Source organism: Stutzerimonas stutzeri (genome assembly GCF_009789555.1).
In the GTDB taxonomy this organism is placed as follows: Bacteria; Pseudomonadota; Gammaproteobacteria; order Pseudomonadales; family Pseudomonadaceae; genus Stutzerimonas; species Stutzerimonas stutzeri_R.
The window spans coordinates 3,793,592-3,815,560 of the sequence record NZ_CP046902.1 but is presented as its reverse complement, the minus strand read 5'-3'; the positions used below and the strand labels follow the sequence as shown (position 1 = coordinate 3,815,560).

22 protein-coding genes are annotated in these 21,969 nt (G+C 62.1%); 14 read left to right on the top strand and 8 right to left on the bottom strand.

The features are described 5' to 3' along the window. The first annotated feature begins 167 nt into the window (after positions 1-167). The 12 genes from flgF (at position 168) to GQA94_RS17440 (ending at position 10,733) form a co-directional block, all read left to right on the top strand. Entirely contained in the window at positions 168-908 is a 741-nt protein-coding gene (gene flgF, locus GQA94_RS17495; protein WP_158189206.1) for a flagellar basal-body rod protein FlgF, read from the top strand. A 45-nt stretch (positions 909-953) separates the two neighbouring features. Then, complete coding sequence (flgG, locus tag GQA94_RS17490; RefSeq protein ID WP_025241209.1) at positions 954-1,739, top strand: flagellar basal-body rod protein FlgG; 786 nt, start codon at positions 954-956, stop codon at positions 1,737-1,739. A 25-nt stretch (positions 1,740-1,764) separates the two neighbouring features. Next, a complete protein-coding gene (gene flgH / locus GQA94_RS17485; protein ID WP_158189205.1) occupies positions 1,765-2,460 on the top strand; it encodes a flagellar basal body L-ring protein FlgH in 696 nt (231 codons plus the stop codon). Between the two features lie 10 nt (positions 2,461-2,470). Next, entirely contained in the window at positions 2,471-3,574 is a 1,104-nt protein-coding gene (locus GQA94_RS17480) for a flagellar basal body P-ring protein FlgI (protein WP_158189204.1), read from the top strand. A gap of 10 nt (positions 3,575-3,584) precedes the next feature. Next, positions 3,585-4,787: a flagellar assembly peptidoglycan hydrolase FlgJ gene (gene flgJ / locus GQA94_RS17475; RefSeq protein ID WP_158189203.1), complete on the top strand. Its 1,203-nt coding sequence runs from the start codon at positions 3,585-3,587 to the stop codon at positions 4,785-4,787. A 2-nt stretch (positions 4,788-4,789) separates the two neighbouring features. Further along, positions 4,790-6,778, top strand: a complete 1,989-nt coding sequence (gene flgK, locus GQA94_RS17470; RefSeq protein WP_158189202.1) for a flagellar hook-associated protein FlgK — start codon at positions 4,790-4,792, stop codon at positions 6,776-6,778. Between the two features lie 11 nt (positions 6,779-6,789). After that, complete coding sequence (gene flgL / locus GQA94_RS17465; RefSeq protein ID WP_158189201.1) at positions 6,790-8,028, top strand: flagellar hook-associated protein FlgL; 1,239 nt, start codon at positions 6,790-6,792, stop codon at positions 8,026-8,028. 128 nt (positions 8,029-8,156) lie between these two features. Next, positions 8,157-8,474 (top strand): ComEA family DNA-binding protein, encoded by a 318-nt coding sequence (locus GQA94_RS17460; RefSeq protein WP_158189200.1) that lies wholly within the window; start codon positions 8,157-8,159, stop codon positions 8,472-8,474. Positions 8,475-8,964: 490 nt separating this feature from the next. After that, on the top strand, positions 8,965-9,429 hold the full coding sequence (locus GQA94_RS17455; RefSeq protein ID WP_158189199.1) for a YkvA family protein: 465 nt from the start codon (positions 8,965-8,967) through the stop codon (positions 9,427-9,429). Between the two features lie 133 nt (positions 9,430-9,562). Beyond that, positions 9,563-9,886 carry a helix-turn-helix domain-containing protein gene (locus tag GQA94_RS17450; RefSeq protein WP_158189198.1) on the top strand — a complete coding sequence of 108 codons (324 nt, stop codon included), beginning with the start codon at positions 9,563-9,565 and terminating at the stop codon, positions 9,884-9,886. Beyond that, positions 9,868-10,263 (top strand): hypothetical protein, encoded by a 396-nt coding sequence (locus GQA94_RS17445; protein WP_158189197.1) that lies wholly within the window; start codon positions 9,868-9,870, stop codon positions 10,261-10,263. Before GQA94_RS17450 ends, GQA94_RS17445 begins: the two co-directional genes overlap by 19 nt. A gap of 2 nt (positions 10,264-10,265) precedes the next feature. After that, positions 10,266-10,733, top strand: a complete 468-nt coding sequence (locus tag GQA94_RS17440; RefSeq protein ID WP_158190155.1) for a tetratricopeptide repeat protein — start codon at positions 10,266-10,268, stop codon at positions 10,731-10,733. Here the strand turns inward: GQA94_RS17440 and GQA94_RS17435 are convergent. Further along, a complete protein-coding gene (locus GQA94_RS17435; protein WP_158189196.1) occupies positions 10,700-12,493 on the bottom strand; it encodes a bifunctional diguanylate cyclase/phosphodiesterase in 1,794 nt (597 codons plus the stop codon). The genes GQA94_RS17440 and GQA94_RS17435 overlap by 34 nt on opposite strands. Positions 12,494-12,592: 99 nt before the next feature. Then, on the bottom strand, positions 12,593-14,689 hold the full coding sequence (locus GQA94_RS17430) for a carboxy terminal-processing peptidase (protein WP_158189195.1): 2,097 nt from the start codon (positions 14,687-14,689) through the stop codon (positions 12,593-12,595). A 301-nt stretch (positions 14,690-14,990) separates the two neighbouring features. Here GQA94_RS17430 and GQA94_RS17425 point away from each other — a divergent pair, with 301 nt between their 5' ends. Continuing rightward, positions 14,991-15,953, top strand: coding sequence for an NAD(P)H-quinone oxidoreductase (locus tag GQA94_RS17425; RefSeq protein WP_158189194.1), 963 nt, complete (start codon positions 14,991-14,993; stop codon positions 15,951-15,953). A gap of 34 nt (positions 15,954-15,987) precedes the next feature. Here the strand turns inward: GQA94_RS17425 and GQA94_RS17420 are convergent, their stop codons facing one another. From GQA94_RS17420 to minC, 5 genes are all read right to left on the bottom strand, one after another. Then, positions 15,988-17,277, bottom strand: coding sequence for a M18 family aminopeptidase (locus GQA94_RS17420; RefSeq protein WP_158189193.1), 1,290 nt, complete (start codon positions 17,275-17,277; stop codon positions 15,988-15,990). An 85-nt stretch (positions 17,278-17,362) separates the two neighbouring features. Further along, complete coding sequence (locus tag GQA94_RS17415; protein WP_158189192.1) at positions 17,363-17,998, bottom strand: RluA family pseudouridine synthase; 636 nt, start codon at positions 17,996-17,998, stop codon at positions 17,363-17,365. A gap of 82 nt (positions 17,999-18,080) precedes the next feature. Continuing rightward, on the bottom strand, positions 18,081-18,338 hold the full coding sequence (minE, locus tag GQA94_RS17410) for a cell division topological specificity factor MinE (RefSeq protein ID WP_158189191.1): 258 nt from the start codon (positions 18,336-18,338) through the stop codon (positions 18,081-18,083). Then, positions 18,335-19,150, bottom strand: a complete 816-nt coding sequence (minD, locus tag GQA94_RS17405) for a septum site-determining protein MinD (protein WP_158189190.1) — start codon at positions 19,148-19,150, stop codon at positions 18,335-18,337. The genes minE and minD overlap by 4 nt, the downstream gene beginning before the upstream one ends. Before the next feature lie 91 nt (positions 19,151-19,241). Further along, entirely contained in the window at positions 19,242-19,970 is a 729-nt protein-coding gene (minC, locus tag GQA94_RS17400) for a septum site-determining protein MinC (protein WP_158189189.1), read from the bottom strand. A gap of 160 nt (positions 19,971-20,130) precedes the next feature. Here minC and GQA94_RS17395 point away from each other — a divergent pair, with 160 nt between their 5' ends. Continuing rightward, positions 20,131-21,081, top strand: a complete 951-nt coding sequence (locus GQA94_RS17395) for a lipid A biosynthesis lauroyl acyltransferase (protein ID WP_158189188.1) — start codon at positions 20,131-20,133, stop codon at positions 21,079-21,081. Here GQA94_RS17395 and GQA94_RS17390 read toward each other — a convergent pair. After that, a complete protein-coding gene (locus GQA94_RS17390; protein WP_158189187.1) occupies positions 21,071-21,916 on the bottom strand; it encodes a pirin family protein in 846 nt (281 codons plus the stop codon). The two genes, GQA94_RS17395 and GQA94_RS17390, sit on opposite strands and share 11 nt — an antisense overlap. Positions 21,917-21,969 lie beyond the last annotated feature (53 nt).

The window sequence follows — 21,969 nt, the reverse complement described above, 5'->3', positions numbered from 1 at the left end:
GGCGGGAATCTGCCGCTTCGATATTCAGAAGGCCCTTCGGGGCCTTTTTTTGTTTTGTTTATTTCTTATAAATCAACAGGTTGATCAGGGTTTGCCGCCTTGGCACACGCATTGCTAGCTAGCTGCAATAGAACAGTAAGCGTCAATTCCCGTGTCTCGGAGGTTCGATGGACAAGATGCTCTACGTGGCCATGACCGGGGCGAGCCAGAACGCTCGTGCCCAGCAGGCCCATGCCAACAATCTGGCGAATATCTCGACCACCGGCTTTCGACGCGACTTCGAGCAGGCGCGATCGATGCAGGTCTTCGGCGACAGTTTTCCGGCGCGCGTCTACGCCATGACGGAGCGCCCCGGCACCGATTTCAGCGCCGGCACGCTACAGGAGACCGGGCGTGACCTGGACGTGGCCGTCGAGGGTGACGGCTGGATCGCGGTGCAAGCGCCGGATGGCAGCGAGGCCTATGCGCGAACCGGCAGCCTCAATATCGACACCCTCGGCATGCTCCGCACCGGCGACGGCTTGCCGGTGCTCGGCAATGCCGGGCCGATTGCCGTGCCGCCAGAAGAGAAGGTCGAGATCGGTGCCGACGGGTCGATCAGCATCCGTGCGCTTGGCGAAGGCCCCAACGTGGTGGTGACGGTCGACCGGCTCAAGCTGGTCAACCCTGATCCGAAGCAGCTCGAGAAAGGCACGGACGGGCTTATCCGGATGAAAGACGGTCAGCCCGTCGAAGCCGATGCCGCCGTGCGTGTGACGTCGGGCTTTCTCGAGGCGAGTAACGTCAATGCGGTGGCCGAGATGACCTCGATGCTGGCCTTGTCCCGGCAGTTCGAACTGCACGTGAAAATGATGCGCACCGCCGAAGAAGACGGTGCCGCTGCGGCCCGAGTCTTGCAGATCAGCTAGTAAACAACGCGTCGCGCCCGAATACCGGCGTACGAGGAGAAGAACATGCTTCCAGCACTGTGGGTAAGTAAGACCGGTTTGTCCGCCCAGGACATGAACCTGACGACCATTTCGAACAACCTGGCCAACGTATCCACCACGGGCTTCAAGAAGGACCGTGCCGAATTCCAGGATCTGCTTTACCAGATCCGCCGGCAGCCGGGCGGCCAATCCACTCAGGACAGCGAGTTGCCTTCCGGGCTACAGCTGGGTACCGGTGTGCGTATCGTCGGAACGCAGAAGCAGTTCACCGCCGGCAGCCTGCAGACCACCGAGCAGCCGCTCGACATGGCAATCAACGGCCGCGGGTTCTTTCAGGTTCTGCTGCCCGATGGCACCGTTTCCTATTCCCGGGACGGCAGTTTCCATCTGAACGCTGACGGCCAGATCGTGACCTCCAATGGCTACGCGCTGGAGCCGGCCATCGTCGTGCCGCCGGAAACCCAGACCTTTACTGTCGGCGAAGATGGCACCGTATCGGTGACCACGCTCGGCAATCCCGCGCCGCAGATTATCGGCAACCTGCAGACCGCGGACTTCGTCAACCCGGCGGGCCTTCAGGCGATGGGCAGCAACCTGTTCCTGGAAACCGCCGCGAGCGGTGCGCCGCAGGTCAGTACACCCGGCCTGAACGGACTGGGCACGGTGCTGCAGAACACCCTGGAAAACTCCAACGTCAGCGTGGTCGAGGAGCTGGTGAACATGATCACCACCCAGCGCGCCTACGAGATGAACTCGAAAGTCATCTCCACGGCCGACCAGATGCTGTCCTTCGTTACCCAGCAGCTGTAAGTGAAGCGGCTGGATTGAGGTGAATATGCGTCGCTTGCTGAACGTCCTTGCACTGATCCCCGCGGTGATCCTGGTTGGCTGCGTGGCGCCTGCGCCCAAGCCCAACGATCCCTACTACGCGCCGGTGTTGCCACGCACGCCGTTGCCGGCCGCGCAGAATAACGGTGCGATCTACCAGGCGGGTTTCGAGACCAATCTCTACGATGACCGGAAGGCCTATCGCGTCGGCGACATCATCACCATCACGCTCAACGAAAGGACGCAGGCGAGCAAGAATTCCAATTCGAAGATTTCCAAGGACAGTAGCGCCAACATCGGATTGGGGTCCTTGTTCGGCGGGGCTGTGTCGATGGCCAATCCGCTGACCGGCAACAGCATGAGCCTGGGCGCCGAGTACGACGCGTCACGCGATACCGCCGGTTCCGGCCAGGCGGGGCAGAGCAACAGCCTGTCCGGTTCGATCACCGTCACCGTGTCTGATGTACTGCCGAACGGCATTCTGGCTGTGCGTGGTGAGAAGTGGATGACGCTCAATACCGGCGATGAGCTGGTGCGCATTGCCGGACTGGTGCGTTCGGACGATATCGCCACCGATAACACGGTTCCCTCGACCCGTATCGCTGACGCCCGCATCACATACTCAGGCACCGGCGCCTTCGCCGACGCCAGCCAGCCGGGGTGGTTGGACCGTTTCTTCATCAGCCCGTTGTGGCCGTTCTAAGGTGCAGGCAATGAAACTGTTCAACTCGATCATGATTGCCGTGCTCTGCCTGGCAGCCTTTCCGGCGCATGCCGAGCGGCTCAAGGACATCGCCACCATCCAGGGGGTCCGTAGCAACCAGTTGATCGGCTACGGGCTGGTGGTGGGGCTCAATGGCAGCGGCGACCAGACCACCCAGACGCCGTTCACCGTGCAGACCTTCAACAACATGATGGCCCAGTTCGGCATCAAGGTGCCGGCGGGTGGCAACGTGCAGTTGAAGAACGTCGCGGCGGTTTCGATTCACGCTGAACTGCCGCCGTTCGCCAAGCCCGGCCAGACCATCGACATCACCGTCTCCTCGATCGGTAACGCGAAAAGCCTGCGTGGCGGCAGCCTGCTGATGGCGCCGCTCAAGGGGATCGACGGCAACGTCTATGCGATCGCCCAGGGCAACTTGGTGGTGGGTGGATTCGACGCTGGCGGGGCGGACGGGTCGCGAATCACCGTCAACATTCCATCGGCGGGCCGGATTCCGAACGGGGCGACTGTCGAGCGGCCGGTGCCGAGCGCGTTCAACCAGGGCACGACCCTGACGATGAACCTCAATCGACCGGACTTCACCACCGCCAAGAACATCGTCGATCACATCAACGAGCTGCTCGGTCCAGGCGTCGCCCAGGCGTTGGACGGTGGCTCGATCAGCATCACCGCGCCGCTGGACCCGAGCCAGCGCGTCGATTACCTGTCGATCCTGGAAAACCTCGAAGTCGACGTGGGCCAGGCGGTCGCCAAGGTGATCATCAACTCGCGGACCGGCACCATCGTGATCGGCCAGAACGTGCGTGTACAGCCGGCTGCCGTCACCCATGGCAGCCTGACGGTGACCATTTCAGAAGACCCGCAGGTCAGCCAGCCAAATCCGCTGTCCGACGGCCAGACGGTGGTCGTACCCAACTCGCGGGTCAAGGCGGAGCAGGAAGCCAAGCCGATGTTCAAGTTCGGCCCGGGCACCACGCTGGATGAGATCGTGCGAGCGGTGAATCAGGTGGGCGCCGCGCCCAGCGACCTGATGGCCATCCTCGAAGCGCTCAAGCAGGCCGGCGCGTTACAAGCCGACCTGATCGTGATCTGAGGAACGGGACATGGAAAATCGTCTGGGACAGGGTCGGCGCACGCCCGACAGCGGCAGCTACTCGGATCTGAATCGCTTGAATCAGCTCAAGGTGGGCAAGGACCGTGACGGCGCGGAAAACGTGCGCAAGGTCGCGCAGGAGTTCGAGTCCTTGTTTATGAACGAGATGCTCAAATCGATGCGCGCGGCCACCGAAGTCCTGTCCCAGGATAATCCGCTCAACAGCCCGGCCAGCAAGCAATACCAGGACATGCACGACCAGCAGCTTTCCGTCACGTTGTCCAAGGAAGGTGGCGGGATTGGCCTGGCCGATGTCCTGATTCGTCAGTTGAGCAAGCAACAGGCGCCCAGCGAGAAGCCGAATCCGTTCGCTCAGGTTGCACAGACCGACGGGGCCAAATGGTCGAGCAATCCCAATGCGGCGGTTGCCAAAGTCGATCCGGCTCGCAACGATGCTCAGTTGCTCAATCAGCGTCGATTGGCATTTCCAGGCAAGGTTGCCGAGCGCGCGCAGGCGAATATCACGCCAGCGAGCCCTCAGGCTGGTCAAGCGGCTAGCCAAGCGAGCGCAGATGGCGTGCAACCATTGGTCAATATCGACTGGAAGCCCGCAACGGCTTTCGCCGCGCCCACGGATGCACCGCTCATCGTCAATGGCGTCGAGGCGACGAAGCCGACCGCACCGAGCAAGACACGTTTCAGCTCGCCGGCCGAATTTATCGCGACCATGTTGCCGATGGCAGAAAAAGCCGCGAAGCGTCTTGGTGTTGAACCGCGGTTCCTGGTGGCGCAGGCCGCCCTGGAAACCGGCTGGGGCAAGTCGATGATTCGGCAGAAGGATGGCAGCAACAGTCACAACCTGTTCGGCATCAAGGCCAATGGCTGGAGCGGTGAGTCCGCCAAAGTCACCACCACAGAATATGTCGATGGCAAAGCGACCAAACAGGTGGCGGGCTTTCGCGCCTACGACTCGTTCGAGCAGAGCTTCAACGATTACGTCCGGCTGCTGGAAAACAACGACCGTTACCAGTCGGCCATCCAGGTGGCGAGCGTGTCTGGCGATTCGGAGCGCTTCGTCAACGAACTGCAGCGGGCCGGCTATGCAACCGATCCGCAGTATGCGCGCAAGATCAACCAGATCGCTCGCAAAGTGCAGACCTATCAAACCATCGCCGACGCCAGTTCGGCGCCCGCCATGCGGACGAGAGGCTAATCATGGCTGACCTACTGAATATCGGCCTGTCGGGCCTGAGCGCGAGCAAGAGCCAGCTATCGATCACCGGCCATAACATCAGCAACGTCAATACGCCCGGTTTCAGCCGGCAGGATGCCTCCCAGGCGACCCGGGTGCCGCAATTCAGCGGCGCAGGTTACGTGGGCTCGGGCACGACGCTGGTAGAGATTCGCCGGACCTACAGTGAGTTCCTGACCAGCCAATTGCGCAGCAGCACGTCGCTGAGCAGCGATGTCGAAGCCTACAAAAGTCAGATCGACCAGTTGGACTCCCTGCTCGCCGGCAGCACCACGGGCATCACGCCTTCGCTGCAGAAGTTCTTTTCGGCACTGCAAACGGCTGCGGAAGATCCATCCAATATACCGGCGCGCCAGTTGGTGCTGGCCGAAGCGGAAGGGCTGGCGCGTCGTTTCAATACGGTTTCCGACCGGTTGACCGAACAGAACAGTTTCACCAACAAGCAGATGGCGGCGGTGACCGATCAGATCAACCGTCTGGCCGGCACCATCGGCAGCCTCAACCAGGCGATCGCAACGGCATCCGCGAACGGCAAGCAGCCCAATGACCTGCTCGATGCGCGCGATGAGGCGGTGCGTCAGCTTTCCACCTATATCGGCGTGACCGTGGTCCCGCAGGACGACAACAGTTTCAATATCTCGGTAGGCACCGGACAGCCGCTGGTGGTGGGTAACAGCGTCAGCCGGCTGGAAGTCGTGCCGGGACAGAGCGATCCCAATCGACATGAAATACAGTTCGTCAGCGGAGGGTCCCGCCAGGGCATCACCTCGCAGATCTCGGGTGGCGAGCTGGGCGGCCTGATCCGTTACCGCGAAGAAGTCCTGGATTCGACCATGAATTCGCTCGGCAGGCTGGCGCTTGCGGTAAGCGATCAGATCAACGCACAGCAGACGCAGGGGCTCGACCTGAAGGGTGAGGTCGGTGCGGCGCTCTTCGGTGACTACAACACGGCCGCCTTGATGGCCTTGCGGGCCACGCCGTTCAGTGGCAATGCCTCCTCGGCCGACGCGTCGCTCAGGATCACCGATACCGCGAGCCTGTCGGCCAGTGATTACCGGCTGGAGTTCGACGGCGTCAATTACACCGCGAGGCGCTTGAGCGACTCCGCGCCCATCACCGTCACGTCCCATGCGGGTCCTCCCGCGTATTTGAGCTTTGCCGACAACGCTGGCAAGGATCAGGGCTTTACTGTCGAGATCAGCGGCACGGCGCAGGCGGGCGACAAGTTCTCCCTGCAACCGACTAGGCGCGGTGCGACTGACATCAAAACCGTGCTCGACCAGGCTGACCAGCTTGCCTTCGCCGCGCCGGTCCGGGCGCAGAGCGGGCTACAGAACATCGGTACGGGCGTCATCAGTCAGCCGGACACGTCCGATTCGGTGGACATGAATGCGCTCAAGGCCGCGCTACCGGGCGACATCACCCTGACCTACAACAGCGGAAGTCCGCCCACCATCAGCGGTCCCGGGGTGACGCAGATCGACCCGACGGTGTTTACGCCGGGGCAGACCAACGAGCTGGCCATCACCATCGACGGCCACAGCTTCACGTTCACTGTCAGTGGCCGGCCTCAGCAAGGCGACACCTTCACGATCGGGTTCAACCAGAATGGCGTTTCGGATAACCGAAACGCACTGAAAATGGTGGACCTGCAGACAAAACAGACGCTCGGGGCCGACCCGAACGTGCCAGGTTCGGGCAAGAGCTTCACCGACGGCTATGGCGAACTCGTCGAGCGTGTCGGGACCTTGACGGCCCAGGCGCGAATGGACAGCGATGCGACCGGTGCGATTCTGAAGCAGGCGACCGACAACCGCGATTCGCTGTCAGCCGTCAACCTCGATGAGGAAGCAGCCAACCTGATCAAGTTCGAGCAGTACTACAACGCCTCGGCACAGATCATTCAAGTTGCCCGCTCTTTGTTCGATACATTGATCAGCACCTTCAGGTAACAGGCCCGCCCATGCGCATTTCGACCTTGCAAGCCTTCAATAATGGCGTGACCGGCATCCAGCGAAACTATGCCAATGCGACGCGTACCCAGGAGCAGATCAGTACCGGAAACCGCATCCTGACCCCCGCGGACGATCCGGTTGCCTCGGTACGCCTGCTGCAACTTGAACAGCAGCAGAATGTGCTGGGGCAGTACAACTCCAACCTGACGGCCGCGAAAAACAGCCTGACCCAGGAGGAAGTGACGCTGAACTCGGTCAACACCGTGCTTCAGCGCGTCCGCGAACTGGCCGTGCGTGCCGGCAATGGCTCGCTCGATCCGCAGGATCGCAAGGCCATCGCAGCCGAGCTGGCGGAGCGAGAGGACGAACTCCTGTCCTTGATGAATACGCGCAACGCGCGGGGTGAGTACCTGTTTTCGGGGTTTCAAGGCAAAACGCAGCCTTTTGTACGCGCGGCGGACGGAAGCTACAGCTACGCGGGAGATGAAGGCCAGCGCAAGCTGCAGATCGCCAGCTCGCTGAACATTCCCATCAGCGATAACGGCAAGTCCGTCTTCCAGGCCGTAACGAACGCGGGCAGGCTGTCGACCACCCCGGCTGCGGAGACAATCACGGCCCCCGCGGTCAGGTTGTCAGCGCCGCTGATCGAGGACGAGGTGGCGTTCGCCGCTTTCGACTTCCCGGCTGACGGAATCGAGGTCCGCTTTTCGGACTCCGCCGACCCGAAGGCGTATGAGATCTATGAGGTGGGCGGAACGGTTGCGCTGGGCAACGGCCGTCTGGATGACAAGGACGATGCGAGCGACAAGCTCGTCTTCAACGGCATGACGATCCATATCGATGGCGTACCGACGGGTACGGAAACCTTCACCCTCGAGCGTAACGGACAGGAAAAACAGGGCATCCTGGACACCATCGCGAACCTTCGCATGTCGTTGGAGAACCCCGGAACCGGGAGCACGGGCGTGCGCGATGCCGTCGCTGTCGCGCTGACCAACCTGGACCACGGCATCGTCAGTGTCGACGAGGCGCGTGGGAACATCGGGGCGCGTCTGAACGTCATCGAAACCACCCAAACGGATAACGAGGACGTGGCGCTGGTCAACAAGGGCGTCCAGGCCGAATTGCGCGAGCTTGACTACGCCGAAGCGCTGTCCCGGTTATCGATGCAAACGGTGGTCCTCGAGGCGGCGCAGCAGAGCTACGTGAAGATTGCCGGTCTGAGCTTGTTCAACGTCATGCGCTGAGCCGTCCGGTCGGCAATGGGTCACAGAACGGTCGTCCCGATTTGACTTGCCTCTGGCGCCGCTTAAAAGTGTGCGTGCGGCGCATGGAGTCCCGCGTCGCTCGTCCGACACTCATAGGGAAGTGAACAATGATTAAGTCTTTCGTCTGTGCGACGACCTTCGCACTGCTCACCGGCATTTCCATTCATGGTCACGCAGCTGAAACCGAGCCGGCTGGCTCAGTACAAACGGCCGTCGTCGCCCAGGCGGCGGTGGTCGATCTGAACTCGGCCGATGCTGAAACCCTGACCCGCGAGCTCATCGGAATCGGCGCCATCAAAGCCGAGGCGATCGTGGCATATCGAAAAGCCCACGGTCCGTTCGCTTCGGTGGACGAACTGCTGGAAGTCAACGGGATCGGGGCGGCAACGCTGGAAAAGAACCGAGCCAGACTGAGCCTGAACTGACCGGCGCAACGCCCGTCCGTTAAATAAGCCGGTCCATTGACCGGCTTTTCAATTTCAGGCGCTTGTGTTGGCGCCGTTTCGACATGTCTCTCAACCCCCTCCGTGCGACCTCGCGCACGAGGGACTCATCGAGGCTCGCAGGAACGCTGCGGGTCGGCCTGTTGTCTCTGTTAGAACGATCAGCGCACGATGTCCAGAGGTTTTGAAGCCAAATTCGCCTTAGAAAAACGTTGACATGTTACGGTTATGCACATTTTCAAGGACGGCGCCCGCGCTTTACGCCAGTCGCGCAATCAAAACTACTGGACAATCGTAACGTGTTGATTTTAAAGGGTTTATCGTTGCTGAGCAAAAACCCATCGATCTGTTTGTAAGCCGCGCCAGACGGGCGTTTGAGGCAGTCATCCAGAATCTGTTCACAAGGTTATCCACAGGATCTGTGGATAATCCTGAAGCTCTTCAATAGCGCGGCTTTGAGGGGAGGTAGACGATGAAAGCACCTTGGAAATTCTTCAAATACCTGCCTATGGCACAACGGGTACTCGCGCGGGGACGGTTACCGGTGGTGCTGCTTGCTGTTGCCCGAAAGCGTTCGGCCCGAGGGGGACTCGTCAAGGGACTGCGTGAAGACCTCGGCTTGTTGCAAGCATTGTGCGTGGCCTGGTGGCGGGGCGAATACAGAGCCGTCAGCCGTCCAGCCCTGGTCGCTGCAGTGGCGGGCCTGCTGTATTTCCTCTCGCCGATGGACGCCATCCCCGACTGGATTCCAGGGCTTGGTTTCATCGACGATCTGGCGGTGCTGGGCTGGGTCATGCGCAAATGGTCCGGTGAGCTGCAGGCCTTCCGGGCCTGGAAGGACAGCCAGTCGGCGGATGTGCAGGCGCATATCGATCAATTACCTTCACCGGACGAACCGATGGCTGATGACGTCAGTCCGGCGCGCAGCAGAACATGACAGGGATTAATCCTTTGGAGGGTGTCGCGCTGAACGCCGCTTTCATTCTTTAGTGCGGCTTCTCCAGGCAAAAAAACCGTTGCCAGACTGTTAATATCCGATTTCATTCATGGAAAACGAACGGGGGTAGCGGATGAGCGTCCAGGTCATCATGCGTGATGGTGCGCCGGAGTATGCCGTGCTGCCGTGGGATGAATATCAGGCATTGCTGAATGCGCGCGGGCAGCGCGAGTCAGCACCGGCAGCGGCGGGTAAAGCGGTTGTGCTGCCGAGCTTCGGCGAGTTGTCCGCGATGCGGCAAGCCAAGGGGATCAGTCAGGAGGCGCTGGCGCGTTCGGTAGGCATCAGTCCGGTTTACATGGCACTCATCGAAAGCGGGGAGCGCGACCCCGGCGACGCCATTCGCCGGGCCCTGGCACGCGCAATGGAGATCGAAGGATGGGAGCCGGAAGCGTGAAGGAGTCGCCGTCGTCGATTCGTATCAGCCGCCCGCACTGGCAGGCGTTGCTGGACGAGTTGACCGAGGCCCGGCGCCAGCGTCACCTGGTGACCTATCGCGCCCTGGTCGAGCGGCTCCAACTGCCGCCGCCGGCCATGCAGACGCTCACGGCGGCACTGGAGCACTTGGCGGCGCTGGATGCCCGCGCCGATCGACCGTTGCGCAGCGCGCTGGTCATCAGCCAGGGGGCCAGCCGATTACCGAGGACAGGTTTCTTTGAGTGCGCGACGCGTCTCAGGCGATTCTCAGGTCCGGCGGACGGGGCCGCTGCCGCCTCATGGCATGCGGGTGAGGTGGCGCGGGTATTCGAGTTCGATTATCCGGAGGTTCCGTGATGTTGCTGCACAAGGCCCGGGCGCGAGTCGGTTATTGGACGGCACGAAGGCTGATGGCGATGAGCTGGGCGGTCAAGCAGCCGAAGGCGTGGCGTTGGATGGAAGGTCAGTTCGCCCGCATGGCTGCTCTCGGCGATCCGAAGGCGCAAAGCTTTTACGGCCACATCCTGCTGTTCAGGGGGCTGGGACATGGCGCCCGGCAGGAGGGCATACGCTTGCTGCGCCTGGCTGCGGAGAACGGAGAGGCCAAGGCGGCCTATCAGATGGGCGTCGAGTGCCTGAGGGAGGACACCACCCAGGGGCCGGACGGCGTCCAGGCGGCCCGCTGGTGGTCGCTGGCCGTCGAAGGCGGGCATCCGTTGGCCGCGACCCGTCTGGCCCAGCTTTACGCGGCTGGCGGGCACGGGCTGGCTGCCGACCCGCGGCAGGCTGAGCGTTACAGCGCCCTGGCCGCCAGACTCGGATTCTGAATGCCCAGCGATTGCTGGTCCGCGTCAATCGCGTACAGGCTGAAGCCGGCTTCTTGCTTGGCCTGGCGCTTGGCTTCCGACGCCAGGGCGGCGAGAGAGGCCGCATCCAGCTGCGCGGTACAACTGGGCTTCAGCTGGACGGCTCCCACCGAAAGCGAGAGCAGGGGATAGCGCTGCTGCCCGCCTTGCCGGCCCTCGGCAATGAAACATCCTTCGGCTAGGTGTTCGTTGCGGTAGAACGGCCGGCAACGCTGTTCGAAGGCTTCGAACAGCCGGGCGATCCTGAGCTGCCATTGCTCCGAATTGATCACCAGCATGAAGTCATCACCGCCGATATGGCCGACGAAGTCACAACTCGAATCGATCTGTTCGTCCAGGCAGTGAGCAAGGCACAGCAGTATCTCGTCACCCTTGGCATAGCCGTAAAGGTCGTTGAATGGCTTGAAATGGTCGATATCCACGTAGCAGACCACCGCCTCGCGACCCTGACGCAGCAGTCGCGTGAGGCATTGCTGGATTGGCACGTTCCCTGGTAACAGCGTCAGCGGGTTGGCGTGGCGGGCCTGCTGAATCTTCATCTCGGTGATCAACTTGAGCACGTCGATCACCCGGCCCAGTCCGTGATAACGGCCATCGACGGTGATGACGAAATCCTCGTCGATGCGCTGCCGGGCTCGGCTGGTCAACAGCCGACTGACCTGCTGCAGTGACTGGCCAAGCTCTACCGCGAGGAAGTCGTCGCTCATCAGCCGGCTGATGGGTTTTCGCGCCAGCAGATCGGTCGCAAAGGGCTTGAGCAACGCGTCGGACAACAGGCTTCTATGCACGATGCCGACCGGCATGTTCATCGCGTCGAGCACGGCGACGGAATTCAGGTTCGCTTGCAGGCGGAACAGCTCCAGCACGCTCCCGACCGGGTGCGACGCGACCACGGCCGCTTGTTTCAGCACCAGTGCGGAGAGGTCGGGGTTGTCCTCCGTCGGCTCGTCGCGATTGCCGACGCTCGGCAGATGAACGGCCGCGTCGACATCCGGCTCTTCTTCCGGGCGACCGAGCAGGTAGCCCTGGACCAGATCCACGCCCATATCCGAGAGCGTTCTGAGTTCCTCGCCGAGCTCGATGCCCTCTGCGATGACTTGCGCACGCGAGGCCCTCGCGATCTTCATGATCGATTCGACGAACTCACGTTTGACCGCGTCCCGGTGGATGCCGTCTATGAAGTAACGGTCGATCTTGACGTAATCGGGCCGTAGCTCCGACCACATGCGCAGCCCGGAGTAGCCGGCACCGAGATCGTCCAGCGCGATTGAAAAGCCCATGTCGCGGTAGTGGTGCAGCGCCGCGTCAAGCAACTCGAAGTCGTCGGTGGGGGTCTGCTCGGTCAGCTCGATCACCACCCGATCGGCCGGGATGCGGTATTCATGCAGCAACTCCAGTGTGCGGCCCGGCTTGTGCGTCGTGTCCAGCAGGGTTTCCGGAGATACGTTGAGGAACAGCTTGCCCTGCAGCTGCAATTGGCGGTAGCGCCGACAGGCGCTCTCGCGGCAGGTCATCTCGAGCTGGTTGAGTCGCCCGGCGTGGCGCGCAGCCGCGAGTAGATTGATGGGCGAGTGGAGCGACGTATTGGAAGGCCCGCGTGTCAGGGCTTCGTAACCGATGACGCACCGTTCGGAAAGCGAAACGATGGGTTGGAAAAGGGTGGTGATGTCGCCGTGAGCGAGGATGTTATCCAGGGTGCTCAACTGCTCGGTGACGGTCATGATGGTCTCGTGGTGGCCATGAAATGCGAAGGGCCGCACAAATTGCGACCTTTCGTATTTCACGATGCAATGATGTCATTTTGATGACACCGTCACCGGCTACCGTCCGTTCGAGCTGTTCCTGGCCATCGCTTCCTGGAGGCCGAGATAGTCCAGCAGGATTCTGCCGCTCTCCGACAGATAGGCATCATCCTCGGGTTTGACCTTTTTCTCCTCGATCACAGGCGTCGTTTCGTCCTCCTGCTCGAGCTTGGCCAGTGGCTCTTCACCCTTCGCCTCGCGCAGTCTGTTCTCCAAAGCCAGCTGGCGTTTTTCGATTCCTTCCTGCTGGGCCCGGCGTTTTTCCTCGTTGAGGCTGATCGTCGTCTCGTGCGCCAGTTCCTGCGTCAGAGCGAGGCGATCGCGGGTGAAGACGAAATCGGGATTCTCGTGGGTCCGCGCTTCATGGCGCGCCTTGAGTTCCTCGAGGAACGGCTTGAAAGGATTCATGTCCGGGTTGATCGCCGCGCGGATGCTGTCCCACGGCAGCGCTTCAGGCAACGCGCTTTCGCCGATCTCCTTGGTATCGACCTCCGCCGGGTAGGCGATGTCCGGAATCACGCCCTGGTGTTGCGTGCTCTGCCCGGACACGCGATAGAACTTGGCCAGCGTCAGTTTGAGCTCGCCGTGGTTGAGCGGCTGGACGGTTTGCACCGTGCCCTTGCCGAACGTTTGCCCGCCCAGGATCAGTGCCCGATGGTAGTCCTGCATCGCGCCGGCGAAAATTTCCGAGGCCGAGGCCGACAGCCGATTGACCAGCACCGCCAACGGTCCCTTGTAAAAGGCGCCGGATTGCTCATCGGCGAGCACGTCGACGCGACCGTCGCTGTTGCGCACCAGGACGGTCGGGCCCTGGTCGATGAACAGGCCCGTCAGCTCGGTCGCCTCTTGTAGCGAACCGCCACCGTTGTTGCGCAGATCGATAACGACGCCGTCGACGTTTTCCTGCTTCAGCTCTGTCAGCAGTTTCTTCACGTCACGGGTGGTGCTCTTGTAGTCCTTGTCACCGGCGCGCAGGGCTTTGAAGTCCAGGTAGAACGCCGGGATCTCGATGACGCCGAGTTTGTAATCGCGACCGTCCTGCTCGAGATTGAGCACGGACTTCTTCGCAGCCTGCTCCTCGAGCTTGACCGCTTCACGGGTGATGGGGACGATCTTGCTGCTCTGGTCGTTTGGCGCGTTGCTTGCCGGAATGACTTCCAGACGAACGACCGATCCCTTGGGACCGCGGATCAGCTTGACGACCTCGTCGAGGCGCCAGCCGATCACGTCAACCATGTCCTCGTCATCCTGGCCTACGCCGACGATCTTGTCCGCCGGGGCAATCTGCTTGCTTTTCTCCGCGGGGCCCGCGGGGACCAGGCGCACGACCTTGACGTACTCGTTGTCGCTCTGCAGGACAGCGCCGATGCCTTCGAGTGAAAGGCTCATGTTGATGTCGAAGTTTTCCGCATTGTCCGGCGACAGGTACTGCGTGTGCGGATCGTAAGACTGTGCGAAAGCGTTGATGTAGGTCTGGAAGACGTCTTCGCCGCGGGTCTGTTCAAGGCGTGACAACTGATTCTTGTAGCGCTTGGTGAGCAGTTCCTCGATGGCTTTCGGCTCCTTGCCCGCGATTTTCAGCCGCAACACCTCATCCTTGACGCGCTTGCGCCAGAGATCATCCAGTTCCTGTTCATCCTTGGGCCAGGCAGCGTTTTCGCGGTCGAACAGCAATTGCTCGTCGAGCGTGAAATCGAAACTGTCGACGCCTTTTTCCAACAGGCCAAGCGCGTATTGAAGCCGGCTCTGCAGCCGTTGCAGGTGCACCTTATAGATCGCGAAGCCGGGCTCGAGGTTGCCGTTCTTGAGGAAGTTGTCGAACTCGTTGCGCCAGGCGCCGAATTCGGCCAGATCACCTGCGGTGAAATAGCTGCGCGACGGGTCCAGCATCTTGATGTAGCCATCGAAGATCTTCGCCGATCGGGCGTCGTTGAGCGGTGGCTTGTTGTAGTGATGGCGCTTGAGCAGCTCGACGACGTTGAGGCTGGCGATCACCTGATCGCGGTCAGGCTGAAGATAGTCCCAGTTTTGTCCATCGGCAGGCTTGGCCGAGGCGATGCTGGCCTGGAAGCCTAGCAGCAGGGCTAGAAAGCCCGCGGTCAATGATCGTTTCATTTCGAGGGGGCGACGCGAGGCTGGGTAATAACGCATATTAGGCCATCAAATCAGGCGCCGGGGCGGGATCTGCCCGGCGGAACATAACAACAGCCCGATGGTACCTGGCGGCTAGCACGCCGTGACAGAAATCGCATCAGGATGACAGGGCGAGACCCACGCACCGCACCATACCGAATCGGCGAGCGATGGTTGCATACGGTGTATCGCTGTGTGACCTGAGACAGAACTTTATCAGCGGCCTGCACTGCCAGCGAGTAACGGTTGAGCGGGCGCAGGTCTGAACCACTATGGAGGTAGCATGAAGGCATTGCAAGGCATCGAGGGCCAGCTCGAATGGACGGAGCGCGCTGCTCCGGCGTGTGGCGAAGGGCAAATCAGGATCCGTGTGGCGGCCGCTGGGCTGAACCGGGCTGACCTGCTGCAGCGCGCAGGGCATTATCCGCCGCCGCCAGGCGTGACCGATGTCCTTGGCCTGGAGTGCTCGGGCATCGTCAGCGAAGCCGGTGCTGGCGTGTCCCACCGTGTCGGTGACCGGGTCTGCGCGCTGCTGGCCGGTGGCGGGATGGCCGAGGAAGTGGTGGTCGACGCCCGCCATGCCCTGGCGATACCTTCGGGCCTGTCGCTGGCAGAAGCGGCCGTGATCCCCGAGGTGTATGCAACGGCATGGTTGAACCTGTTCCGGCTCGGTGCGCTACGGACGGGTGAAAAGGTCCTGTTGCACGCCGGTGCCAGTGGTGTCGGTTCGGCGGCGATCCAGCTGTGCAAGGCCTTTGGCAATCCCTGTTGGGTCAGTGTGGGCTCGGCAGAGCGTCTGGCCTATTGCGAGTCGCTGGGGGCCGAGGGCGGCGTGCTGCGTGGCGATTCGCTGGAGGCTCTGCGCGACTTCGGCCCCTTCGACATGATTCTCGACCCGGTCGGTGCCAAATATGCGGCACTCAACACCCAACTGCTCGCAACGGGTGGACGCTGGGTAATCATCGGTCTGATGGGCGGGCGCAAGGCCGAGATGGACCTGGCTGCCCTGTTGGCCAAGCGCATTCAGTTGGTCGGCTCGACGCTGCGCAGCCGCAACGCCGATGACAAGGCCGAGCTGCTGGCTGACATGCACAGAAGGATCTGGCCGTTGTTCGCCGACAAGACCCTCTCGCCCCGCCTGGAGCGAAGCTTCCCGATCCGCGACGTGGAGACCGCGTTCGCTGCGCTGGCCAGCAATCAGGTCTCCGGGAAGGCGGTGCTGGTGATCGACGACAGTCTAGTGTGAGCGCGCCGGGCACACGCAGCGCCCGGCGGCCATGTCAGGGCAGCTCGGCGCTGGAGTAGAACGCGCTGAGCACCTTGACCAGATGCGCCAGGTCCTGGCTGCCAGCCAGTTCGCGAATCGAATGCATGCCGAACGTCGGTAGGCCGATGTCGACCGTTCGGACACCGAGCTGGCTGGCGGTGATTGGACCGATCGTCGACCCGCAGCCCATGTCGCTGCGGGTGACGAAGCTCTGCACCGAGACTTCGTTTTCCAGACACAGATGGCGGAAGAAACCCGCGGTTTCACTGCTGGTGGCATAACGCTGGTTGCTGTTGACCTTGATGACGGGGCCGGCATTGAGCTTCGGACCATGATTGCCGTCGTGCTTGTCGGCATAGTTGGGATGCACGGCGTGGGCGTTGTCGGCCGAGATCAGCAGCGAGCGATTGATGCTGCGCTGGAAGGCTTCGCCCTCGGGTAGCAAACGCCGCAGCACCTGCTCGAGGAACGGCCCGTCCGCACCGCACATCGAGGCCGAGCCGACTTCCTCGTGATCGGTACAGACCAGGACGCAGGTCTCCTCGCGGTCGGCACGCAGCAGGGCTTGCAGCCCAGCGAAGCACGACAGCAGGTTGTCCAGGCGAGCCCCGGCAATGAAATCGCCATTCAGGCCGATCACGGCAGCGCTCTGGGTATCGTAAAAGCTCAACTCGAAATCCAGTACCACGTCGGCGACCAGCCCATGCTCGCGGCTGAGTTGATCGGCCAGCAGGACGCGGAAGTCCGGCCTGTCTTCGCTGGCGATCTGCGCCAGAATGGGCGGCAGTTCATTCTGCGGATTGATCGCCCAGCCCTGGTTGGCTTCACGATTGAGATGGATCGCCAGGCTCGGAATGACCGCGATGGGCAGCTTGAAGTCGATAAGCTGGCTTTCGATGCGTCCGTCACGGCTGTAGGTGACGCGGCCGGCCAGGGAGAGATCACGATCGAACCAGGGCGCCAGCAAGGCGCCGCCGTAGACTTCAACGCCCAATTGCCAGAAGCCCTGGCGCTGCAGTTCCGGTTGGGGTTTGACACGCAGGCAGGGGCTGTCGGTATGGGCGCCAACCATGCGCATGCCATGTTCGATGAGCGATTTGCTGCCCAGTTGGAAAGCGATGATCGCCGAGTCGTTACGGATGACGTAGTAGCGTCCGCCGGGCTCGGTACGCCACGTCTCTCGCTCGTCCAGCGCCTTGAAACCGGCAGCCTGAAGCCGCTGAGCGAGGCTGCGAGTGGCATGGAAGTGTGTTGGGGACGCTTTTAGGTAATCGATCAGACCCTGATTGAGTTCTTCGCGCATGACGAGCTCCTGACTGCAAGGTCACGGAGTTTACCGTATTGGCGGCCACAGCCTCACGGTCACCGGCCGACCGGCGCGTGCACATTCAGAAGGGAGCGGGGCAATCGAAGCGCATGCGCAGGCCCGTCTGGGGATGCGTCAGTGCGAGCATGCTGGCGTGCAGGCAAAGCCGATCATGGGCCGCCAGCGCCTGTTCGTGGGCATAGAGCCGATCGCCAAGCAGCGGATGGCCGATCGACAGCATGTGCACACGCAACTGATGCGAGCGTCCGGTAATCGGCGTCAGTTCGACCCGGCTGTAGTGACCGCAGCGTTCCAACACCCGCCAGTAAGTCAATGCGTGCTTGCCCAGGTCATGGTCGACCACGTGTCGCGGTTTGGTTGGCGGGTCATAGCGCAGCGGCAGGTCGATGCTGCCGCTCTGTTGCGCCGGCTCGCCCCAGCACAAGGCGGTATAGGCCTTTTCCGTTTCGCGATCATGAAACTGCCTCGACAGCTCGCGGTGGCTGTCCGCGTCGCGTGCGAGCACGATCAGACCGGAGGTTTCCCAGTCCAGTCGATGAACGATACGTGCCTCGCGATAGCCGTTTTCCTGCAGGCGTGTGACCAGGCAGTCCTTGTTGTCATCGGCACGGCCCGGCACGGACAGCAGCAGGGTGGGTTTGTTGATTACCAGCAGGGCGGCGTCCTGATGGACGATCTGGATGTTGCTCAGGGGCATCGTTGGATTCCGGAAACGCAATCGGCGACCGAAGTCGCCGATGATGCTGTCGCTGCACAAGCGAGCGGGCCACTGCGGTCGATCAGCGATCCGGCAGGGTGATGTTCAGCTCGAGTATCGAACAGCTGCCCTGGTCTTCCAGGGCGACCTGGACCTGTTCGCTGTCGATGTTGACGTATTTGCGAATCACCTCGACCAGCTCTTTCTGCAGGGCCGGCAGATAATCCGGTTGCGTGCGCTGGCCGCGCTCATGGGCGACGATGATCTGCAAACGCTCCTTGGCGATATTGGCCGGCGTTTCTTTCTTCTTGCGCTCACGGAAGAAGTCGAGAAGGTTCATTCGCGGCCTCCGAACAATCGTTGGAGAAAGCCCTGCTTCTTCACGTCGAGGAAGCGATGGTCGACATCCTTGCCCAGCAGGCGATCCACGGCGTCGCTGTAGGCCTGGCCGGCGTCGCTCTGGTCGTCGAGAATGACCGGTACGCCCTGGTTGGAAGCCTTCAGCACTGCCTGGGATTCGGGAATGACACCGAGCAGGCGAATCGACAGGATTTCCTCGACGTCTTCGACACCGAGCATCTCGCCCTTGACGACGCGCTCGGGGTTGTAGCGGGTCAACAGCAGATGTTCCTTGATCGGCTCTTCGCCGTTCTCGGCACGGCGCGACTTGCTGGCCAGCAGGCCCAGCATGCGATCCGAGTCACGCACCGAGGACACCTCGGGGTTGGTCACGACGATGGCTTCGTCGGCGAAGTACATGGCCAGGTGGGCACCTTTCTCGATGCCGGCCGGGGAGTCGCAAATGACGAACTCGAAGGTCTTGGCCAGTTCATCGATGACCTTGCCGACGCCTTCGAGCGTCAGGGCGTCCTTGTCACGGGTCTGGCTGGCGGCCAGCACGTACAGGTTCTCGAGGCGCTTGTCCTTGATCAGGGCCTGGGTGAGGGTGGCGTCGCCCTGGATGACGTTGACGAAGTCATACACCACGCGGCGCTCGCAGCCCATGATCAGGTCCAGGTTACGCAGGCCAACGTCGAAGTCGACGATGACGGTCTTGTGGCCGCGCAGAGCGAGGCCGGTACCGATGGCGGCGCTGGTGGTGGTTTTACCGACGCCACCCTTGCCGGAAGTGACTACGAGGATCTTGGCCAAGGTGATTCACCCTAATATGGAAGTCGGGACCGTCAGCCGAGTCGGCGTCAGGAGGCCCGTTTTGGTGCTTGAAAATTCGCGGCAGTATCCGTTAAAGGCGGGTGATGTTCAACACGTCGCCGGATAGCTTCATCTGTACGGCTTCAGTCCACAGCGGGTCGCGGCGCAGGTCTTCGGCGACCTTGTAATGGCCTGCAATCGAGACCATCTCGGCGGCGAGCTGCTGGCAGAATATTCGCGCGTTGGTGTCGCCCTGGATGCCCGCCAGGGCGCGCCCGCGAAGCGGACCGTAGACATGGATGTTTCCATCGGCGAGAAGTTCCGCACCCGGACTGACGGCGGCCAGCACGATCAGATCGCCGCCCTGGGCGTAGACCTGCTGGCCGCCGCGGATCGGTGTGGTCACTACCCGAGTGGGACGATAGGTCGCGGCTGGCTTGGTGGGCTCGGCGGGCGCCTTGGCGGAAAGGTCCAGCTTGCGTTCCCTGGCGCCGGACGGTGGCAACACAGGCAGGTCGAGCGCGCCCGCCGCGTCGAGCATCGATCGATCGCCGGCCCGCAGCGCCAGCGTCCGCAGGCCGTGCTTGCGGCACAGCGCGATGAGGGCTGGCAGGTCGAGACCGCAATCGGCGGGCAGTTTGTCCAGCGCAAGGACCAGAGGGGTGTTGTTGAAAAACTCCGGCGCCTGCGCGACCTTCACCGCCAGTTGTTGATCGAGACGCTCCAGATCGGGTTGCGTCAGCTCCAGCACGGTGATGGCAAGCATGCTGCCCTTGAGCTGGAATACGGGGGCTTGGTCGGGGAGATCGGCTTGGCTCATGGTCTGCCTGCTGCGGTAAATGGCGAGGACTTATAGCGGGGCAGGCCGCAGCCTGCAAGTGTCGCCGGGGCGATCGGACAGATGCCGCGCATCGAGACGCTGCCGCATCTTGGGCTGATTTATCGCTAGAATGCGCGCTTTTACCGGTTCGAGCTTGCCCATGGATCGTTCTCGATTTCGCGCATCCTTTTTTCACCCACGCTTCTGGCTGCTATGGCTGGGCCTGGGTCTGTTGTGGCTGGTGGTTCAACTGCCGTATCGGGTCCTGCTGTTACTGGGGCGCGCCCTTGGTGCGGTGATGTACAGGACTGCCCGCTCGAGACGGCACATCGCGCGACGCAACCTGCAGCTCTGTTTCCCGGAGCTGAGCGACAAGGACCGGGAGCGCTTGCTGCGTGAGAATTTCGCCTCGACGGGCATTGCCTTCTTCGAGATGGCGATGAGCTGGTGGTGGCCCAGGGATCGGCTGCAGAAGCTGGCGAGGGTCGAAGGGCTCGAGCATCTGCAACAGGCTCAGGCCGAGGGTCAGGGTGTCATCCTCATGGCGCTCCATTTCACCACGCTGGAGATTGGCGCGGCGCTGCTCAGTCAGTTGCACACCATCGATGGCATGTATCGCGAACACGGCAATGCGGTATTCGACTTCGTGCAGCGGCGTGGGCGTGAACGGCACAACCTGGACGCCAGCGCGATCGAGCGTGAAGACGTACGGGCGATGCTCAAGGTGCTGCGCGCTGGCCGGGCCATCTGGTACGCGCCGGATCAGGACTATGGCCGCAAGCAGAGCCTCTTCGTGCCCTGGTTCGGCATCAGCGCCGCAACCGTGACGGCCACGACCAAGTTCGCCCGGTTGGGCAGGGCGCGAGTCGTTCCGTATACGCAGGAACGCCTCGCCGGTGGCGCCGGCTACCGACTGGTGATCCACGCGCCGTTGGCGGATTTCCCCGGGGAAAGCGAGGAGGCCGATTGCCTGCGCATCAACGAGTGGGTGGAAGACGCGGTACGGCGGCATCCCGAGCAATACCTCTGGGCGCACCGCCGCTTCAAGACGCGCCCCGCCGGGGAGCCGAGCCTCTATCGCAAACTGCCCAAGAAGCCGGTCAAGCCGTAAGGACGCCGTCGCGAAAGTCGCGCAGGGCCTGCTCGATTTCCGCGCGGCTGTTCATCACGAACGGACCGTACTGGACGATCGGCTCGCCAAGCGGGCGTCCGGCCAGTAATAGAACCCGAGCGCCAGCGTCGGACGCCAATGGCAGGCTGCCCTGTTCGGACAGACGGGCCAGCTGGTTCTTGCCGAGCGGCTTTCCGGCCACCGAAAGCTCGCCCTCGAATACATAGAGCATGGCTCGGTGACCGTTCGCCAGTTGCGGATCGATGCGGCTGCCGGCGGGCAGCATCAGATCGAACAGCTGCGGTTCGGTGTCGGGTCGTTGTACGGCACCCGGCTGATCGACGCCTTCGGCCTGCAAGCGTCCGGCGATGACCACCGCTTCGATGCCGTTCGGCAGCCGGAGACGCGGAATCTGAGCAGGTGCGAAGTCACGATAGCCCGGATCGCCCATCTTGCTTTTCGCCGGCAGGTTCAGCCACAGCTGGAACCCACGCATCACGCCACGTTCCTGCTGCGGCATTTCACTGTGGATGACCCCGCGAGCAGCGGTCATCCATTGCACGCCACCGCTTTCGAGCAGGCCGACATTGCCCAGATGATCCTCATGGCGCATGCGACCCTCGATCATGTAGGTGATCGTTTCGAAGCCGCGGTGCGGGTGTGGCGGAAAGCCGGCGATGTATTCGTCGGGGTTGTCCGAGCCGAATTCGTCGAGCATCAGGAAAGGATCGAAACGCTCTGGCGCGGCGCCGCCGAACAGGCGGGTCAGGCGGACACCGGCGCCATCGGAAGTGGCGCGGCCGGTGCTGATGGAAAGAATTTCACGGGTGGACATGGCAAGTGACCTCGGTGCGAACTGAGCGAAGCTTACGGCCGTCCTGTCGATGG

Bases quoted from the DNA above. Each gene is read 5' to 3' on its own strand.
- flgL (WP_158189201.1), top strand. From the start codon at position 6,790: ATGCGCATTTCGACCTTGCAAGCCTTCAATAATGGCGTGACCGGCATC.
- flgF (WP_158189206.1), top strand. From the start codon at position 168: ATGGACAAGATGCTCTACGTGGCCATGACCGGGGCGAGCCAGAACGCT.
- GQA94_RS17480 (WP_158189204.1), top strand. From the start codon at position 2,471: ATGAAACTGTTCAACTCGATCATGATTGCCGTGCTCTGCCTGGCAGCC.
- GQA94_RS17445 (WP_158189197.1), top strand. From the start codon at position 9,868: ATGGGAGCCGGAAGCGTGAAGGAGTCGCCGTCGTCGATTCGTATCAGC.
- GQA94_RS17435 (WP_158189196.1), bottom strand. From the start codon at position 12,493: ATGACCGTCACCGAGCAGTTGAGCACCCTGGATAACATCCTCGCTCAC.
- GQA94_RS17450 (WP_158189198.1), top strand. From the start codon at position 9,563: ATGAGCGTCCAGGTCATCATGCGTGATGGTGCGCCGGAGTATGCCGTG.
- GQA94_RS17460 (WP_158189200.1), top strand. From the start codon at position 8,157: ATGATTAAGTCTTTCGTCTGTGCGACGACCTTCGCACTGCTCACCGGC.
- flgG (WP_025241209.1), top strand. From the start codon at position 954: ATGCTTCCAGCACTGTGGGTAAGTAAGACCGGTTTGTCCGCCCAGGAC.
- GQA94_RS17430 (WP_158189195.1), bottom strand. From the start codon at position 14,689: ATGAAACGATCATTGACCGCGGGCTTTCTAGCCCTGCTGCTAGGCTTC.
- GQA94_RS17415 (WP_158189192.1), bottom strand. From the start codon at position 17,998: ATGCCCCTGAGCAACATCCAGATCGTCCATCAGGACGCCGCCCTGCTG.
- GQA94_RS17420 (WP_158189193.1), bottom strand. From the start codon at position 17,277: ATGCGCGAAGAACTCAATCAGGGTCTGATCGATTACCTAAAAGCGTCC.
- GQA94_RS17395 (WP_158189188.1), top strand. From the start codon at position 20,131: ATGGATCGTTCTCGATTTCGCGCATCCTTTTTTCACCCACGCTTCTGG.
- minC (WP_158189189.1), bottom strand. From the start codon at position 19,970: ATGAGCCAAGCCGATCTCCCCGACCAAGCCCCCGTATTCCAGCTCAAG.
- GQA94_RS17425 (WP_158189194.1), top strand. From the start codon at position 14,991: ATGAAGGCATTGCAAGGCATCGAGGGCCAGCTCGAATGGACGGAGCGC.
- flgH (WP_158189205.1), top strand. From the start codon at position 1,765: ATGCGTCGCTTGCTGAACGTCCTTGCACTGATCCCCGCGGTGATCCTG.
- GQA94_RS17390 (WP_158189187.1), bottom strand. From the start codon at position 21,916: ATGTCCACCCGTGAAATTCTTTCCATCAGCACCGGCCGCGCCACTTCC.
- flgK (WP_158189202.1), top strand. From the start codon at position 4,790: ATGGCTGACCTACTGAATATCGGCCTGTCGGGCCTGAGCGCGAGCAAG.
- flgJ (WP_158189203.1), top strand. From the start codon at position 3,585: ATGGAAAATCGTCTGGGACAGGGTCGGCGCACGCCCGACAGCGGCAGC.
- minE (WP_158189191.1), bottom strand. From the start codon at position 18,338: ATGAACCTTCTCGACTTCTTCCGTGAGCGCAAGAAGAAAGAAACGCCG.
- GQA94_RS17455 (WP_158189199.1), top strand. From the start codon at position 8,965: ATGAAAGCACCTTGGAAATTCTTCAAATACCTGCCTATGGCACAACGG.